Genomic DNA, 15,075 nt, shown 5'->3' with positions numbered 1-15,075 from the left:
AATGTCTCTATGACATGAGGCTGTCCTGAAGGCATGATGAACAGATGAACAACGCACCCCGCAAATCCAGTCTGCAACAGCAGATCGACGAGAACCTGAAGCGTGTTTACGAAGAGACGCTGAAAGAAGAGGTTCCGGACCGTTTCGTGCAGTTGCTTGAGCAGCTCAAGGCAAAGGAGCGCGAAAAATGAACAGCGCCACCGGAGCGAGCGATCCGCGGGAAGAGATATTGATCCATCTTCCTGCGTTGCGGGCGTTTGCGATCTCTTTGACGCGCAACCCCTCGCAGGCCGACGATCTGGTGCAGGACACCATCGTGAAAGCCTGGTCGAACATCGACAAGTTCGCTGTCGGGACCGATCTGCGGGCCTGGTTGTTCACTATCCTTCGCAACACCTTCTTCTCGGACCGGCGCAAGAAAAAGCGCGAGGTGGCAGACCCCGACGGTCTGCATGCGCAAACCCTGTTCGACAAGCCGCATCACGACGGGCGGCTGGCTTTCGCGGATTTCACTCGGGCGTTCTACGAACTTTCGGACGAACATCGCGAGGTGCTGATCCTTGTCGGGGCGAATGGCTATTCCTGCGAGGAAGCGGCTGAAATGATGGGCGTCGCTGTCGGCACCGTGAAAAGCCGCACAAGCCGTGCGCGCAACCGTCTGGCGCAGCTTCTGGGGATGGAGGCGGGCGAGGATGTGCTGGCGGGTGACAGCGGCGCTACGCTTGCGGTTCTCAGCCGGTCGGGCACGCAGGCGGCATGATGCACATACAGGGGCTGGTGCGCCGGCGTCTTGCGATCCTGTCGCGGCTGGGCTTCCGCTTGATGGTGATGTTCGGCATCGTGCTGATGCCTCTCGCCATCCTGAGCTATGTGCAGATCCGCCAGTACCAGCGCGAGGCCACCGCGCGGACCGAGGCCGCCGTCATGGGGCAGACCATGCAGGCGGCGGTGCCGACGGTGGAGCGGATCATGCGGGGCCAGGGCGCGGTTGCCGGTCTGGCCGTTGCCCTGCCGACGATGCTGAAAGATCCGGCGGACTGCCGGGCCGTCATGCAGCGCTTTCTGGAGCTTGAGGAGAACCGCATCTATACCTTCGCGGGGTTCATCGACCTCAATCTTCAGGTGAGTTGTTCGCCGCAGGGCGATCGCGACATGAGCTTCCGGCAGGATCTGCGCGATGCGATGAAGCTGGACAAGCCGACCATGCGGCTGCGGACCCATGGCTCGATCAGCAATACCAGCGTGCTGGTGTTCCTGCATCCCGTGCATGATGCCGACAACAAGGTGATCGGGCTTGCCGCCCTGTCGCTGCCGCATCAGGTGGTGCGGTATGAGTCGCTGGGCGAGCGGGCCTTCAGTGCCGGTTCCGAGCCCAACGCCCTGATGACGTTCGACGCCGATGGCGAGATTCTGACCTCCAGCCTGTCGCTGGATCAGGCCAAAACCATGCTGCCGGTCTCTGTTCCGCTGTCGGATCTGGCTGACGGCCTGCCGCACAGCTTTTCCGGCAGCGCGATGTCGGGGCGGCAAAGCGTGTTTGCGGTTGTTCCTATCGCCGAAGGCAGTCTATTCCTTCTCGGCAACTGGCCGGTGACCGTGACCGATGCGATGATCGTTGAAACCTCGATTCCGATTGTGGTGTTCCCCGCGCTGATGTGGCTGGCCAGCCTTCTGGTGGCGCAACTTGCCGCCGAGCATCAGGTGCTGCGCCATATCCGCACCCTGCGCGATTCCATCGTAGCTTTCGCCGACGGCAACCGCCGCCTGCCGGAGCTTGATCTGCACGGTGCCCCCAGCGAGTTGCGCCGGGTGGGTATCGCGGTCGAGCGCATGATGGAAAGCGTGGTGCATGATGAGGCCGAACTGGAGGACATGGTTCACCAGAAGGAGGTCCTGCTGCGCGAGGTGCATCACCGGGTGAAGAACAACCTTCAGCTGATCGCCTCGATCATCAACATGCAGATCCGCAAGGCCCGCAGCGCCGAAAGCAAGGGATTGCTGCGCGGTTTGCAGGACAGGGTGATGAGCCTCGCGACCATTCACCGTGAATTGTATCAGACCAGCGGGCTGACGGATATTCGCGCCGATGAACTGCTGCAAAGCATCGTGACGCAGATCATGAAAATGGCAGGCCGGCCGGGCGAGCCGCTGAAGGTCACGACGAATTTCGCCGATATCCGTCTGACCCCGGATCAGGCCGTTCCCCTGTCGCTGCTGGTGACCGAGGCGTTGACCAATGCGCTGAAATACGCTTCCGCCCCCTCGGGGCAACGGCCCGAACTGCGTGTGGCTCTGCGTCGTGATGCCGACTCGCGTGCGGAGGTCGAGATCGTCAACAGCGTCGCACCCGAGGCCCTGCGCGCGCCGCCGTCGCCGGACAGCGCCGCGGAAAGCACGGGGCTGGGCGAAGCCCTGCTGTCCGCCTTTGCCGCCCAGCTTGGTACGCGGGTGGAGGTTGAGCATGGCGAGACGGAGTTTGCCCTGCGCTTTGCCTTTGCCCCGAATGCGCTTGCCGAAGCGGAAGAACGTGCAGTGGTCTGAAAAGCGGCTGACCGGGGGCCTTGCGGTTGCCCGGTCAGTTGCTGCCGAGCTGCCGCAACGAGATGCGCGCCTGTTCAACCTCGGCCCGCAGGCTGCGCAGAAGCGGGGCCAGTTCCGGTTCGATCCGAACTTCCGCCAGCGCGATGTCGAAAAGCCGCAACAACTCGGTTTCGCGGGCCACCAGTTGTGCCGCATTCGAAGGTGCGGCGGCAGCCTTGCGGCGGCGCGGGCGATCATTGCGACTAAGACGGCTGCGCAGGGTCATCGCCGCACGACGGCGGCGCACGAGAACACTGTATAGCAGCGGCGTGGGTGAGCGTGCCTGCATTTCCTCCATCTCATCGAGGCTTGTTTCAAACTCGATCAGCAAGGCTACAAGGGCACGTCTTAAAGGCATGGTAATCCCGTTCTGGTCGTTCAGGCCGGTTCTGAAGCAGAGAATGTCATTATGAAAACCTCAACGCGGCAGGTCGGTTCCATACAAGCGAACGGGTTGTGACAAAAGTGTCAAGAAACTTGTGACTTTTGGGGGCGAAACGGGCACTTCCTGCGGTGATGCGCCGTGATGGAACCGGATTGCCCCTGTCGCGTTGATCTGTCGGAAGCGCCGAAAGGCGGAAACCGGACACACAGGAGAAGATCATGCTTGGTTGGGCACTTACCTTTCTGATTGTTGCATTGATCGCCGCGGCGCTGGGTTTTGGCGGCATCGCGGGTGCATCGGCCGGGATCGCCAAGATCCTTTTCATCGTCTTCATCATCCTCTTCGTCGTGGCGATGATCGCCCGTGCGCTGCGGGGGCGTCCGCCGGTCTGAGGACGGGCCAGCTGCGCTGAGGGGCATGTTTGAACCTTCGACAAGACCAGGGGCCGCATGATGTCATGCGGCCCCTGGTCATTTTGAAAAACAGGTCATTCCGGAAACGGGCGGCTGAGCGAGGCAGAGCCGCGTAAGCCAAAGCGCCAAGGTCTTTCCTTCGCCCGACTGATACCAATGCGCGGACCTGCCACGACCTCACCGGGCGGATTCTCGGGAAGGATGGAGAATTCCGGGTGATCGAACGGCTTGCCATTCAGTGCGGGGCCAATCCCCAGGGCCCGACCCAGGCGCCCCGGCCCCGCTGCCAGCCGGGCATCCGGCACGTCGCCACGTCTCTGCCGCATCTCCTCCAGCCCGTCCTGCGGTTCGATGGCGCGCAACAACACGGCAGTCCCCTCCATACAGACCACATTCAGGCACCAGTGAATGCCGTAGCTGCGGTAGACATAGGCATGTCCCGCAGGCCCGAACATCGCCGCATTGCGCGGTGTCCGCCCCCTGAAACTGTGCGAAGCCGGATCATCGTGTGTATAGGCCTCGGTCTCGCAGATCATGCCCCGACACCTCCCGATGATCAGACGGCAGCCGATCAGCCGTCGCGCCACTTCTGGCGCCGGGAGTGCAAAATCACCGGGACGGAAGGTCATGGCGTTTGCCGAGAAAGGCCTGACACTCCAGATCGAAGGCCAGGGCATAGCCGGGATGATCTTGCCCGGCCTGCAAGGCGCAATGCGCCGCGATACGCCAATGCAGAAGCGGTGCGAGCCGGTCGTAGCGGGCAAGCACACCGGCATCCGCATATCCTTCGCGAAAGGCGGCCACTTCCGCAGTGGACAGGGGATACCCGCGGTAAAGATGCTGCATGCCCGGTGAAAGGAACAAGGCAACATCGTCAACCGGGTCGCCCAAGGCCGGACATTGCCAGTCGATCAAAAGGGCGTTTCCGCCCCGCACGAGGATGTTCCCGGCCACAGGGTCGCCATGCAGCAGGCGGGCCGGGGCTGGTTCTGTTACGGCCACTTCCGGCAGGGGCGGCAGGTTTCGTAGTCGTGGCCATTGGCGCAGTTCCGCCAGCAGCGCCACACTGCCCGAAGCTGTTCGGCGCAGGGAAAGCTGCGGGGCCGGGGTTGCATGGAGCCGTGCCAGCAGAGCACCTACCCCGGCCGCACCGCTTTGCCATGTCTGCCCCACGGCAAAGCGGTATGCCAGCCAGTCAGCGCCACCTGCGACCGGCGTCGGGGCGAGGCCCGTCCCGCGCAACGCCTCCAGCATCGCATATTCGATGGTGGCGTCGTTCGGAAACAGCGGAGAGGCCGCCGCTGGGCGGTGCTGTTTGACCACCAGAGCGCCGACACGCCAGACCCGGTTGACCCGCCCGCCTTCCAGAGGATGCCATTTCTGCCCGACCAAAGCCGGTAGCACCGCGCAGATATGCGCGGCCTCGGGTGGGGCAACAGGGGCCGAAGCAGGCAGGACGTTCATGGCGCGCGAAGCTAGGGCGCAATCGCCTGGCAGGCAAGACGGTGTCATTCACGCAGGGCCGTCACCGCACTGACCGGAATTTCGGCGCCTCCGGCCATCATCAGCATCAACCCCTCAGTGCCCCCCCTAACCTCGAGAATGCGGCCATAAACCTCGACCGGAGAGGGCTCGAGCCGGGTTTCGCCCTGATAGTTTTCAAGTGAGACATCATATGTCCCGTCCGGAAGTGGCGCACCTTCCACATCAACTGGCGTCCAGTCCAGTTCGGTCGTGTCGGGCGCCAGATCGACACGGTTCACCACGGTGCCATCCGCATCCATGACAACCAGAACCACACGATCCGCGCCACGCGCGGGATTCGGTGCGAGCGATACCGGCGCCCCCGCCGCGACCTGCATCGGCATTTCGGCACGGGCTTCATGGCCCACCCACCCCGACATTTGCGCCATACCCAGCAGTCCGAACTGGGCCTGCATGGTTTCGAGCAACTGGTTGGTCCTGGTCTGCTGTTCCACACCCGAGAAGGTGGCGAGTTGTACCGCATAATCCCCGCTGTCGATCGGGTTCAGCGGGTCCTGATTTTTCATCTGTGTGGTCAGCATCTTCAGGAAAGTATCGAAATCTGAACTGAGGCTGCTGCCGGACGGAACGCTCCGCGCGGAGGTTCCGGTACCGGTTTGGGTAATCTCCATGTTCCGTCCTTTCACAATCTGAGGTCGAGACCCTTGCCGGGGGACCGGCGCAAGGCTGGTGGCGCGGCAGATTCCGGTTCCGAAACAACCGGATGGGAAACGCCCGGTTGATTCGCCGGGTGATCTGACCGGGCGTTGGGCTGGTCCTGGGTCCAATGGCCGAACTGCATTTCGGCCTGTCGAAAACCGGCCGCCCTGAACTCGGCCAACAGCTGTTCGCCGTTGCGGCGCAAAAGCTCCAGAGTGTCTGGTTGTTCCGCCCGGATTTGCGCCAGGATGCGGTCGCCCTCACTGTGCAATGTCAGTTTCAAACGACCCAGCTCTTCGGGTGCCAGCGACAACATGATCCCCTTCCCTCCGCCCGCGTCGTCCAGTTCTGTCTGTGGCGATATGGCCCCATCCGGTGAAGCCAGTGCGGGCGACAGATGGGGCAGAGCAAGCTGTCGGTGCGGGCGTGGTGGGGAGTCCGGCAGTATCACATCCCGGGCATCGGAGTGGGTGCGATCCGGTAAGGAAGGGATGCGCAAAATATCCGGTTCTGCGGCGGGTTCTTGCAGGTTCTGATGCGCGGTCCCATCCTTCTTGGCCAGTTCATCCGGCGCAACACTGTCGAACAAAGTATTGGCCTGTTGGGTCAGGCCATCCGCAGGAGGAGCGCTTCCTTCCAACTTTTCCGGTACTTCTCTCAGCGTCAGGCGAAGCTGAGGAAGATGTTCTTTCAGGGAAATCAGGTGCTTGAGAAGTAGAGGTAAAGCCTGTGGTACATCTTTTGACGGTGTCTTCAAAGGCAGGCACGGTTTGACGGGCTGCGCCGAACCTGCTTCCGAAGCGGCATCCTGAAGCGAACGTGTGGCCACCTGCTGCGGCTCGGGCAGATCGGGCGGCAGATGGCGCGGGATCGCTTGACCCGTGCGCGCCTCAGCATCAGCTCTCACAAGCAGCGGCGGGGAAGCATCATCAGGCAGACTGGCAGACGGAGCTGGCTTCGCCACATGAGGCAGATTTTCGTGGGGACTCCGTTTGAGAGCGCCCGAAGCAGGGGGTGTTTCAAAGGGGCTATCCTCTGTGGCTTCTTCTGCGGCGGTGGGGTCCGTCGCATCGACAGGCTCAGGCCCTGCGGGCTGGCTCGTATGAACAAAGTCCACGTAAGCCATGGGTGGCAGGTTTGATATTTCCTCCGTCACCTGAACGTCGAAATCCGGTGCTTCAGAAGAGGCTCCGACTCGGCGCTGCGCATAAGCAGGGGTCGAATCATCATGCGATTCTGAGCCCGTGACCTCTGGCTTTGCTGCGGTGGCGTCGGGAAGGTGCGATTCCGGACGAAGTTGTGCAACCGGAGGCGGGCCGTCGGGGCAGACCGGCCCGGCTGTGACAGTCGCTTCTGCGGCTGCCACGGGCTGCCGCTCTTTATTTGTCTGCCTGTTCAAGACCTCCAGAAGCGATGCAAAGGCAATCTCTGCCCCCTCGGCGTCGCGGGGGTAGCCCATTCGCAGGGGCACAACTCCGGGCAAGGAAAGGGGAGGAATCACCGGGGCCTCACGTTTTCGATCTATCTCCGGTTATTGCCGCAACGAGTTACCGGATGTTTACCGGCAGGCCGCAGCCTTGGGGAAAATCCAACACAAGGAGAAGCGGATGACAGATCTCACGATCCGGGCCGGTGTCGTGCGGCCCGGAGTTGCCCCTGAAGCGCGATTGCAGGCACGCGCGGCTGATCTCGAATCGGCTTTTCTTTCAGAAATGTTGGGCTTTTCGGGCCTTCTTGCCACCGAATCGGCATTTGGTGGCGGGGCGGGTGAGGCGCAGTTTGCCTCGTTCCTGCGAGACGAATACGCGCGCAAACTTGTTGCCCGCGGCGGGCTCGGGCTCGGGCAGGCTTTTGTAGATGCCATGCGGCGGGGGGTGGACAATGGCGAATGATGTGGCTTCCGATGTGCGACTGCGGCTGGAGGCGATCCGCCAGGCCCTGATTTCGGGAGACATCCTGTCGCTTGTCGAAGAGGAGGGGCAACTGCGGCAGGCATTGCAGGCTGCTGTGGGGCAGATCGCCCCTGCGGAGCGTGCAGAATTGCGCCGCCTCGCACACGAGAACGAAGCCCTGCTGCGGGCAACCCGACAGGGCATCCGCAGCGCCCTGCGGCGCATGGCCGAGATTCGTGACGCCAGGGTGGCTTTTGGCACCTATGACAGTGGCGGGCGCCGGAAGGTAATCCCGCATCGGCCCCCGGAGACGGACCGATCCTTCTGAACTGCATCAAATGCCGGATATTGCAGCCCTCATGGACGGCCGGATTTAGCAAAGTGTTAGAGATTGGCGGGCATCAATCCAAGGGCATCCCGAAAGCGGATGGCACGGCAAGGCGCAAGCGGCCGTAGGGCGCAGAAGGCCGATCCCGCCGCCAGACGGCACTATGCCCGGCGCAAAGCGCCGGCTCAGGAAAGGAAAAGACATGTCGTCCATTCTGACCAATACCAGCGCAATGGTTGCTCTTCAGACCCTGAAGGGCATCAACAGCAATCTCAATCAGGTGCAATCGGAAATCTCGACCGGGAAATCGGTTTCCACCGCCCGCGACAATGCGGCCGTCTGGGCGATTTCGAAGGTGATGGAATCCGATGTCGAGGGCTTCAAGGGCATCAGCGACAGCCTGGCGCTTGGCTCTTCCACCGTGGCTGTGGCGCGGGAAGCCGCTGAAACCGTGACGGATCTGCTGACCCAGATGAAAGGCAAGATCGTCGCGGCCCAGGAAGACAATGTTGACCGCACGAAAATCCAGACCGATATCGTCGCGTTGCGCGATCAGATCGCCTCGGTCGTCGGGGCGGCCCAGTTCAACGGCCTGAATCTTGTCGACGGGTCGCAGTCGACGGTCGATGTTCTGGCCTCGCTGGATCGTTCGGGCAGCGGCGTCAGCGCCTCCAGCATCACCGTCACTGCGCAAAATCTGTCTGCTGGCAACTATACGGCGAAGAACGTCTTTGGCACTTCAGACGGCGTTTCCGCGAATGGTGATACCGCCGGGTTCCAGCTCGACAACGGCACCGGCACCGGCATGATCGAAATCGACGATTCCGGCGCGGCTTTCGCCGCAGGCGACAGTGTTTCTGTCACCATCGGCGGGAAGACCGCCACCTATACGGTGACGGCTGACGATGTCGGCGCGACGACGCCGTCTGATATGGTTGCGGTCGGGCTGAAGAATGCCATCGATAGTCTGGGGGTCAGCGGCCTGACGGTGGATTATGACAGCGGCTCTCCCGGTCAGCTTGCGTTCACCAATGCCGGAACCAATGATCTGACGGTCAGCGCGCAGTTCAAGAATGCTGGCTCGGGCGGGCTGTCGGCGCTGTCGTCGATTGACGTGTCGACCGCAGGCGGCGCGGCTGCGGCGCTGGGCAATATCGAAGGGATGATCCAGACATCGATCAATGCGGCGGCTGATTTCGGTTCTGTTCAGAAACGGATCGACATTCAGGCGGGCTTCGTCGGCAGTCTGACGGATTCGCTGAAGACCGGGATCGGCAGCATGGTGGATGCCGATATGGAGGAGGCGTCGGCACGGCTTCAGGCCCTGCAGGTGCAGCAGCAGCTGGGCGTGCAGGCGCTGTCCATCGCCAATCAGTCGCCGCAGAGCATCCTGTCGCTGTTCCGCTGACGACAGGGGCGGCGCGGAAAACCGCGCCGCCGCTTCCTGACATCACCCCGCACCGCCGAAAGGACACCCCGTGACCGTCAGCCAGCTTGCACGGGTTGCTTATGGCAGCCCACATACGCCCGTTCGTTCGGATCGCCAGAACGAATACGACCTCTTCGCACGCATTACGCGCGCGCTTTCAGATGCGGTGACGCGCCGCGAAACTGATTTTCCGGCCTTTGCGGCGGCATTGCATGACAATCTGGTGCTGTGGCGCACCTTGGCCGCCGATGTGTCGGAGGAAGGGAATGCCTTGCCGCCGGCGTTGCGGGCGCGCCTGTTCTATCTTTACGAATTCACGGCGTCCCATAGCCGCAAAGTATTGGCCGGGGAAGCAGGCGTTACCGTGCTGCTGGAAATCAATACATCGGTCATGCGCGGGCTGCGTGGAGAAAGGGCCGCCACATGACGGGTCTTGTGCTGAAGCTGGGCCCGCATGAACGGGTTCTCATCAACGGGGCGGTGATTGAGAACGGGGATCGTCGGTCCCGCCTTTCGATCATGACGCCCAACGCAAACATTTTGCGGCTGCGGGATGCGATTCATCCTGAAGAGGTGACGACGCCGGTGCGCCGGGTCTGCTACATCGCGCAACTGGTGCTTTCCGGAGATGCCGATGCGGCAGAAGCCCGTCTGCAATTGCTTCGGGGTATCGAGCAATTGAGCCAGGTGCTGACAGATCCCGACAGTCGGCTGCACCTTGCCGCTGCGACGGATGCGGTTGTGGATGGTCAATATTATCATGTGCTCCGGGCGCTGCGGCATCTTCTGCCACGGGAAGAGCGGCTGTTTGCCGCGCGGACGACATGACCTTCGCCCCGATCATACCGCTTTCTGGCTATGCGGGGTGGAGCTTTCTGCAAAGAACGCTGGACAAGCAGAAGGCCGCCTTCAATGCAGATGCAGCTTTGCAGCGGGACCAAGCCTACTTTCGCAGCCGGATCGGCGACATTCATACCGCAGAGCAGCTTGTCGCGGACCATCGCCTACTGAAAGTGGCTCTGGGTGCTTTCGGTCTCGAGGCTGATATCGGCAGCAAATTCTTTATCCAGAAGGTCTTGACCGACGGGACGCTTAACTCCGGCGCCTTGTCCAACAAATTGGCGAATAAACAATACAAGGCCATGTCCAAGGCCTTTGGTTTCGGCGATTTCAACACGCCCCGCACACAGCTTTCAAATTTTGCCGATGAAATTCTGGCAGGGTATCGGGACAATCGCTTTGAGGCCGCAGTCGGTGAGGTTGACGCGGATATGAGGGTCGCGCTGTACGCACAGCACGCCCTGCCGGAAATAGCACAAGGGCCATTGAGCGAAGATGCGAAATGGTTCAGCATAATGGGATCGGCGCCGCTCCGGAGGATTTTTGAAACCGCGTTCGGCTTGCCCTCGAGTTTCGGGGCGCTTGATATTGACCAGCAGCTTGGCATCCTGAAATCAAGATCAAGACGAATGTTCGGGGCCGGTGGAGTGGCCCAGTTCGCGACCGCCGAAAGTCAGGACAAACTCCTCCGACAATATCTCCTCAGGGCAGCTTTGTTGCGCTAGGATCCAGACCCATTGATTTCAGGCCTTTTGCGGGCTCTGTTGCACAAATCTGGTGAGGGACGGAGTTCCCTTATTCCTGGATAGACCTCCTGCGACCTCTGTGATGGGCGTGCCGAGAGCCGGGAAACCGTTCAGGACAGCGCCAAGGACCAGGAACTCTGCAACCCGACGGTCGAAGTCCTGAGCGGAGAGGCGCTACCCCAGCAACTTGCTTCAGTGCATCTTGGTCTCCGCCCGGCCTCGTCGATCATATCCGCGGTGGCTATTGTCGAAACAGGATTGTTGTATCGACCCATGTGTGGATGCCCGTTTGAGGCCAAGGCTGCTTTGGCGGCCGGGATTAGTGATCGGTGCGGTCATGTGTCAGGCCTGTCTCGCGGCGCTTTTATATGACAGCTGGCCGGTATGGTGATACGCGGATTGTCTGCTCATCAGTGAGTCGGGCGCATGGTAAGCTTCTTGGGTGGCTGGTGATCATTCACTCACCAGCATGACACAGCCGATGCCGCCGGAGGGCATCCACACCATCAGTGAAACCCTGTTCATGCTACAAGGGAGAAGGTAGCAATGAGTGTGACCATGGACGACAGCATCAAGCGCTGGACGGCGAAGCGTAAAACCACGCTGGTGATTGAGATCATGCAGAGCAAGATCACGGTGGCGGAGGCCAGCCGGTCCTTCGACCTGCCGCCCTCCGAGATTGAAGGTTGGGTTGATGACGCGAAGCGGGGGATGGAGAATTCCCTGCGGGCGAAACCGCTCGACCTCCGCGAGTAATACGAGAAGCAGCGGAAGGATCTTCAGGAGGCCTATGGCGAGGCCATGCTGGAGTAGCGCGCCCGAAAAAATTCTAGGCTCTGCTGGATGCGCAGGACGACAAATGATCCAGAGCATCCATCAAGGCCATGATCGAGCATCGCTGCGGATCAGAAAACAGTCCGGGGGACTGTTTTCCCGCCAAGACCGTCCTTCGGCTACGGGACGGTGACCTGGCTTCTGGGGTTCAATAAAAACACAGTGCAGCGTGTCTTTCAGCTCAGGGGCTGGCCCCCTCTCGGCAGCATGCTGCGCATGCGCTTGCCGGGCAATGGGTCTGTAAGCGGATAATTGGCATAGGCACCCGCATCGAGGCCGTCTCGTCCGTGGCCCAGGCCCCGAACGAACGCTGGTCGACCGACATGTGCCGGGTCTGGGCGGGGCGAGATGGCAGGGCCACGCTGGCCCTGGCCATCGACTGCCACACCCGCGATCTGTTGGGCTGGCATTTGTCGCGATCCGGCAAGGTCACGACCGCAGCCAGCGCGTTGGAGCATGCCCTGATCACCTGGTTCGGCACCTTGGGCTGGGTCACGCAGGAGTTCCTGCTGAGGTCGGACAACGGGGTCGTTTTACCAGTCGCAAGGTCACGGCACTGGTCCGCAGCTACGGGTTGAAGCAGGAGTTCATCACACCCCACTGCCTGCAACAGACGGATGTAATTGAATAGCCCCTTTCTGAGGTCGAGTGGTTCTTCAGCTTGGGGCGCCACCTCCTGCACGCAATACGCGCCATCGGTGACTGGATCTGTTTCTACAACAGCCGTCCTCATCAGGCGCTTGCCATGCGCACGCCGGCCGAAACATTCAGATTAGCGGCTTAACCTGAGCAGATTCAGATGGGTCGATACAGATCTTCCGGGTTCATTGTAGGATTAAGTGTCAAACCTCCCAGCTCCGCCCAGCATGGCTGACCCAAAACAACCTCAACAGTGCCGTCCGGAAAATTACGCCCCAACTCTCAAAGGCACCAAAAATCACTTGTCTCTCAGGAGACTGGAAAATATACGTCCAGTCGGAGACGTGGCCGAGTGGTCGAAGGCACACCCCTGCTAAGGGTGCAGGCGGGAAACCGTCTCGAGGGTTCGAATCCCTTCGTCTCCGCCACTTGCACATCGCAAACCCGAGATGAGGTCCCTTATGGGGCCTTTTTTCTTTTTGTTTCAAAGGGGTTTAGCGAGGCCATCCGACTTCAGGAGACTGTCGATTTCGTCGAAATCGGTCTCTGAACGCCCCGCGTCTCTTTCCATCCGCCCTTCCCCAAAATCGAGACGGATTCAAAAGATCACGCGATTTCAGAATGTTGGCGAAATCGAAATGCGCCACAGTTGAAACCGGTTCGTGTGCTCCCGGTGCGAACAGAGACACCCGAAGGCGGCTGATAGCTGACACGCAAATTTGCAGTGTTTTACATCAGATATTGCAGCAGTGAGATTCAGGCTTCCGTTGCCGTTGAATGACCCTTTGAATACCCCTTCAAATAGGCCGTGAAGCGAACCATACCATCCGACAGCAGCGCCATCTCTGCGCCGCTGACGGATACGATGCGGGCGACAACATGCGTTTTGTCGGCCATCACAGCACCCCCTGAAGCTGGCTCACGGCCGCGCCGACCTCCTCGATCGTCGTCGCGGCGTCGATTGCGGCGCGGGTGGTGAGGCGGAGGGCCTCCAGATCGGCGGCGGTGCTGCGCCAGAGGGTGGCGAGGTTGAGCCAGATCTGCGCGAGGCTGGCGCCATCGGGGGCGGTGATGCCCAGCTCGGCCGAGAGCAGCGGATAGGCGGCGGGGTCCGGTGTGGGATCGGCCATCCAGGCGCGGGCCTCTGCTTCCTTGGCGAGATAGATCATGCTCTGCCCGGGCAGATCGGTGATCAGCGCGGCGCGGGCGGCGGTGACGGCCGCTGCCAGCGTGACACGGGCCTCGGCTTTGGCGGCCTCCAGCGCGGCTGCGGCGCGGGCCTCGGCGGTGATCGTCCTGCTCCAGTCGATGCTCATTGCGTGGCCTCCTCAGGCGTGTAGCTCGGCAGCGGGATCGGCCCGTCTGCCGTGACGATGATCGGCTCGGGATGCGTGATCACCCGCGCCTCGGGCGGTGCGTACAGCGGGATCGGCCCATGCGGCAGGATCAGGGTCAGGCGGATCGTGCCGTCGATGCGGGTCACATCCGAGGCCAGCCAGTCGCAGGCCACCGCCTCGCGCGGCAGGGTGGCGCCCTCTGGCAGCGGGCCAAAATCATAGGCCACGTCGTTGATGATCAGGGTATCGCCCTGACGGGTCAGCGTCAGAGGTGCATCGGAGCGGATGGGGGATAGGGTGATGATCATGGTTGGTCTCCTCAGAACCAGTAGCCGATGGCGGTGGCGCGGTAGGTCACGTTTGCCCCCCCGGACAGGGTGCCGATCCGCCGCATGAACACGCTGGCTATGCTCGGTGCGTCAAACGTAAACCAGGCTGAGGTATCGCCCGTATGCCCGGGCATCACCATCGGGGCGACGGCGAAGGCTGCGGGGAAAGTCCACGCCACGCCTGCCGTGCGATACAACGCCCCGGATGCCATGCTTTGCGTATCCGTCGATGTCACGGTCCCCCAGCAGATCTGCGTCCCGTCGGCAAAGCGGACATAATAGCCATTGGCATTGCTGCCCCGCTCGATGACCCTCCCAGTCGGCACACCACCGGATTGGCTAACAGTCCCGAGCAGCGATCCAGCATTATAAACAGTGTGCCACGCCCCCCATGTGCCGTCATTTGCCCGGATGCGCATCTGCTCATTGCGCGTGTTCGGCGGCGTGCCTGCACCAGCATACAGGATCGCACGCTGCATCACGGCGGCGCCCACATATAGGGCCTGTGTCGTGATCCACCAGAAATTGCCGGATGCGCCCCCAGGGAATGTCCCGCCATTGCCGTCGTGATAGAGACCGGCATCACCAGAGACAGCAGTGTCGATATTGACGCCGCTCCCTTGCGGGTAATAGCCGCCGAACCGGCGCAGGGCATGGAACAGGATATTGTCATCGGTCCTATGCAACCGCCCGCCGGTGGTATCCTTGTCGTTCTGGGTCACGGCGGTGCCGAGCAGCTTGCCGTTGAGCGTATAATCGCTGCCCGCCCGCGAGAGGGCTGAGCCGCCCAGCAGACCACGGGCCTGCGATGTCAGGTCTGCCAGTTGCGCAGAGCCTGCGCCATCGAACCACGGCAGCTTGTTCGCCATCGTTTCCAGCGCCGCAAGCGCCGAAAGATTGCCGTTCGAAAGCTCCTCCAGCAGTTCCCGCGCCGAGGCCAGCGCGCGGGTCATATCCGGCGTGAAGCGGACCTCGTAGTTCACAGCGGTCTGGGTGGCCCCCGGCCAGGGATAAGCGAGCGTGAGCGAGGTCGCGCTGTTGACGCTGGCGATCCTGACACTCAGCCCGGCCGCCCAGAAGATATCCCCTGCCTCCAGCCCGGCCGCTTCAAACGAAGTCCCGCTGCCGGTGACCGAGGT

At 61.7% G+C, this 15,075-nt stretch carries 20 protein-coding genes, 1 tRNA gene and 2 pseudogenes; 13 read left to right on the top strand and 10 right to left on the bottom strand.

Translation table 11 applies throughout. From position 1 onward, the window contains the following. Positions 1-44: 44 nt before the first annotated feature. The 3 genes from IE126_RS15605 to IE126_RS15595 are packed head-to-tail and all read left to right on the top strand — an operon-like array spanning position 45 to position 2,541. Positions 45-191, top strand: a complete 147-nt coding sequence (locus tag IE126_RS15605; protein ID WP_108129863.1) for a NepR family anti-sigma factor — start codon at positions 45-47, stop codon at positions 189-191. After that, entirely contained in the window at positions 188-760 is a 573-nt protein-coding gene (locus IE126_RS15600; protein WP_189381545.1) for an RNA polymerase sigma factor, read from the top strand. The genes IE126_RS15605 and IE126_RS15600 overlap by 4 nt, the downstream gene beginning before the upstream one ends. Beyond that, positions 757-2,541, top strand: a complete 1,785-nt coding sequence (locus tag IE126_RS15595; RefSeq protein ID WP_189381544.1) for a sensor histidine kinase — start codon at positions 757-759, stop codon at positions 2,539-2,541. The genes IE126_RS15600 and IE126_RS15595 overlap by 4 nt, the downstream gene beginning before the upstream one ends. Positions 2,542-2,575: 34 nt before the next feature. Here IE126_RS15595 and IE126_RS15590 read toward each other — a convergent pair whose 3' ends face one another. Beyond that, on the bottom strand, positions 2,576-2,938 hold the full coding sequence (locus tag IE126_RS15590; protein WP_152968418.1) for a hypothetical protein: 363 nt from the start codon (positions 2,936-2,938) through the stop codon (positions 2,576-2,578). A gap of 245 nt (positions 2,939-3,183) precedes the next feature. Here IE126_RS15590 and IE126_RS15585 point away from each other — a divergent pair, with 245 nt between their 5' ends. Then, entirely contained in the window at positions 3,184-3,357 is a 174-nt protein-coding gene (locus IE126_RS15585; protein WP_082400959.1) for a DUF1328 domain-containing protein, read from the top strand. 95 nt (positions 3,358-3,452) lie between these two features. Here IE126_RS15585 and IE126_RS15580 read toward each other — a convergent pair whose 3' ends face one another. Genes IE126_RS15580 through IE126_RS15565 form a run of 4 tightly spaced genes read right to left on the bottom strand, consistent with a single transcriptional unit; the run spans position 3,453 to position 7,021 of the window. Continuing rightward, on the bottom strand, positions 3,453-4,007 hold the full coding sequence (locus IE126_RS15580; RefSeq protein ID WP_054303125.1) for a DNA-3-methyladenine glycosylase: 555 nt from the start codon (positions 4,005-4,007) through the stop codon (positions 3,453-3,455). Continuing rightward, a complete protein-coding gene (locus IE126_RS15575) occupies positions 3,988-4,842 on the bottom strand; it encodes a phosphotransferase family protein (RefSeq protein ID WP_189381543.1) in 855 nt (284 codons plus the stop codon). The genes IE126_RS15580 and IE126_RS15575 overlap by 20 nt, the downstream gene beginning before the upstream one ends. 44 nt (positions 4,843-4,886) lie before the next feature. Next, positions 4,887-5,534 (bottom strand): flagellar hook capping FlgD N-terminal domain-containing protein, encoded by a 648-nt coding sequence (locus tag IE126_RS15570; RefSeq protein ID WP_108129866.1) that lies wholly within the window; start codon positions 5,532-5,534, stop codon positions 4,887-4,889. 11 nt (positions 5,535-5,545) lie between these two features. Continuing rightward, complete coding sequence (locus tag IE126_RS15565) at positions 5,546-7,021, bottom strand: flagellar hook-length control protein FliK (protein ID WP_189381542.1); 1,476 nt, start codon at positions 7,019-7,021, stop codon at positions 5,546-5,548. Between the two features lie 118 nt (positions 7,022-7,139). On the opposite strand from IE126_RS15565, the gene IE126_RS15560 reads away from it, so the two are divergent. The 6 genes from IE126_RS15560 (at position 7,140) to IE126_RS15535 (ending at position 10,776) form a co-directional block, all read left to right on the top strand. Continuing rightward, complete coding sequence (locus IE126_RS15560) at positions 7,140-7,454, top strand: rod-binding protein (RefSeq protein WP_229825564.1); 315 nt, start codon at positions 7,140-7,142, stop codon at positions 7,452-7,454. Beyond that, complete coding sequence (locus IE126_RS15555; RefSeq protein WP_054303119.1) at positions 7,444-7,782, top strand: hypothetical protein; 339 nt, start codon at positions 7,444-7,446, stop codon at positions 7,780-7,782. The genes IE126_RS15560 and IE126_RS15555 overlap by 11 nt, the downstream gene beginning before the upstream one ends. Positions 7,783-7,984: 202 nt before the next feature. Further along, the gene (locus tag IE126_RS15550; protein ID WP_054303118.1) at positions 7,985-9,190 is read left to right on the top strand and encodes a flagellin N-terminal helical domain-containing protein; all 1,206 of its coding nucleotides are present in this window, start codon (positions 7,985-7,987) and stop codon (positions 9,188-9,190) included. 70 nt (positions 9,191-9,260) lie between these two features. Continuing rightward, positions 9,261-9,638, top strand: coding sequence for a flagellar biosynthesis regulator FlaF (gene flaF / locus IE126_RS15545; protein ID WP_189381541.1), 378 nt, complete (start codon positions 9,261-9,263; stop codon positions 9,636-9,638). After that, the gene (gene flbT, locus IE126_RS15540) at positions 9,635-10,039 is read left to right on the top strand and encodes a flagellar biosynthesis repressor FlbT (protein WP_054303116.1); all 405 of its coding nucleotides are present in this window, start codon (positions 9,635-9,637) and stop codon (positions 10,037-10,039) included. The genes flaF and flbT overlap by 4 nt, the downstream gene beginning before the upstream one ends. Then, a complete protein-coding gene (locus IE126_RS15535) occupies positions 10,036-10,776 on the top strand; it encodes a DUF1217 domain-containing protein (protein ID WP_108129870.1) in 741 nt (246 codons plus the stop codon). The genes flbT and IE126_RS15535 overlap by 4 nt, the downstream gene beginning before the upstream one ends. 87 nt (positions 10,777-10,863) lie before the next feature. On the opposite strand, the pseudogene IE126_RS15530 reads toward IE126_RS15535, so the two are convergent. Then, positions 10,864-11,031: pseudogene (locus tag IE126_RS15530) on the bottom strand (IS5/IS1182 family transposase); the annotation flags it as partial. Between the two features lie 324 nt (positions 11,032-11,355). Here IE126_RS15530 and IE126_RS15525 point away from each other — a divergent pair. The 3 genes from IE126_RS15525 (at position 11,356) to IE126_RS15515 (ending at position 12,698) form a co-directional block, all read left to right on the top strand. Further along, positions 11,356-11,553, top strand: coding sequence for a DUF1153 domain-containing protein (locus IE126_RS15525; protein WP_229825563.1), 198 nt, complete (start codon positions 11,356-11,358; stop codon positions 11,551-11,553). 365 nt (positions 11,554-11,918) lie between these two features. Next, positions 11,919-12,209 carry a DDE-type integrase/transposase/recombinase gene (locus tag IE126_RS15520; RefSeq protein WP_229825562.1) on the top strand — a complete coding sequence of 97 codons (291 nt, stop codon included), beginning with the start codon at positions 11,919-11,921 and terminating at the stop codon, positions 12,207-12,209. A gap of 399 nt (positions 12,210-12,608) precedes the next feature. Continuing rightward, a tRNA-Ser gene (locus tag IE126_RS15515) sits at positions 12,609-12,698 on the top strand. 328 nt (positions 12,699-13,026) lie between these two features. Here the strand turns inward: IE126_RS15515 and IE126_RS15510 are convergent. The 4 genes and pseudogenes from IE126_RS15510 to IE126_RS15495 all read right to left on the bottom strand — a co-directional run. Further along, on the bottom strand, positions 13,027-13,167 hold the full coding sequence (locus tag IE126_RS15510) for a hypothetical protein (RefSeq protein ID WP_189381540.1): 141 nt from the start codon (positions 13,165-13,167) through the stop codon (positions 13,027-13,029). Further along, the gene (locus IE126_RS15505) at positions 13,167-13,586 is read right to left on the bottom strand and encodes a hypothetical protein (RefSeq protein WP_189381539.1); all 420 of its coding nucleotides are present in this window, start codon (positions 13,584-13,586) and stop codon (positions 13,167-13,169) included. The genes IE126_RS15510 and IE126_RS15505 overlap by 1 nt, the downstream gene beginning before the upstream one ends. Continuing rightward, entirely contained in the window at positions 13,583-13,915 is a 333-nt protein-coding gene (locus IE126_RS15500; protein ID WP_189381538.1) for a hypothetical protein, read from the bottom strand. The genes IE126_RS15505 and IE126_RS15500 overlap by 4 nt, the downstream gene beginning before the upstream one ends. Before the next feature lie 11 nt (positions 13,916-13,926). Next, positions 13,927-15,075 (bottom strand): annotated as a pseudogene (locus IE126_RS15495) (hypothetical protein); the annotation flags it as partial.

This window comes from Gemmobacter nanjingensis, assembly GCF_014652195.1.
Taxonomy (GTDB): Bacteria; Pseudomonadota; Alphaproteobacteria; order Rhodobacterales; family Rhodobacteraceae; genus Gemmobacter; species Gemmobacter caeni.
The sequence above is the reverse complement of the archived record's forward strand: the minus strand, read 5'-3'. Positions and strand labels throughout refer to the sequence as shown.

Coding starts and splice junctions, on each gene's coding strand:
- IE126_RS15555 (WP_054303119.1), top strand. CDS start 7,444: ATGGCGAATGATGTGGCTTCCGATGTGCGACTGCGGCTGGAGGCGATC.
- IE126_RS15550 (WP_054303118.1), top strand. CDS start 7,985: ATGTCGTCCATTCTGACCAATACCAGCGCAATGGTTGCTCTTCAGACC.
- IE126_RS15510 (WP_189381540.1), bottom strand. CDS start 13,167: ATGGCCGACAAAACGCATGTTGTCGCCCGCATCGTATCCGTCAGCGGC.
- IE126_RS15505 (WP_189381539.1), bottom strand. CDS start 13,586: ATGAGCATCGACTGGAGCAGGACGATCACCGCCGAGGCCCGCGCCGCA.
- IE126_RS15535 (WP_108129870.1), top strand. CDS start 10,036: ATGACCTTCGCCCCGATCATACCGCTTTCTGGCTATGCGGGGTGGAGC.
- IE126_RS15525 (WP_229825563.1), top strand. CDS start 11,356: ATGGACGACAGCATCAAGCGCTGGACGGCGAAGCGTAAAACCACGCTG.
- IE126_RS15605 (WP_108129863.1), top strand. CDS start 45: ATGAACAACGCACCCCGCAAATCCAGTCTGCAACAGCAGATCGACGAG.
- IE126_RS15590 (WP_152968418.1), bottom strand. CDS start 2,938: ATGCCTTTAAGACGTGCCCTTGTAGCCTTGCTGATCGAGTTTGAAACA.
- IE126_RS15595 (WP_189381544.1), top strand. CDS start 757: ATGATGCACATACAGGGGCTGGTGCGCCGGCGTCTTGCGATCCTGTCG.
- IE126_RS15500 (WP_189381538.1), bottom strand. CDS start 13,915: ATGATCATCACCCTATCCCCCATCCGCTCCGATGCACCTCTGACGCTG.
- IE126_RS15600 (WP_189381545.1), top strand. CDS start 188: ATGAACAGCGCCACCGGAGCGAGCGATCCGCGGGAAGAGATATTGATC.
- IE126_RS15580 (WP_054303125.1), bottom strand. CDS start 4,007: ATGACCTTCCGTCCCGGTGATTTTGCACTCCCGGCGCCAGAAGTGGCG.
- IE126_RS15575 (WP_189381543.1), bottom strand. CDS start 4,842: ATGAACGTCCTGCCTGCTTCGGCCCCTGTTGCCCCACCCGAGGCCGCG.
- IE126_RS15570 (WP_108129866.1), bottom strand. CDS start 5,534: ATGGAGATTACCCAAACCGGTACCGGAACCTCCGCGCGGAGCGTTCCG.
- IE126_RS15585 (WP_082400959.1), top strand. CDS start 3,184: ATGCTTGGTTGGGCACTTACCTTTCTGATTGTTGCATTGATCGCCGCG.
- IE126_RS15565 (WP_189381542.1), bottom strand. CDS start 7,021: ATGGGCTACCCCCGCGACGCCGAGGGGGCAGAGATTGCCTTTGCATCG.
- flbT (WP_054303116.1), top strand. CDS start 9,635: ATGACGGGTCTTGTGCTGAAGCTGGGCCCGCATGAACGGGTTCTCATC.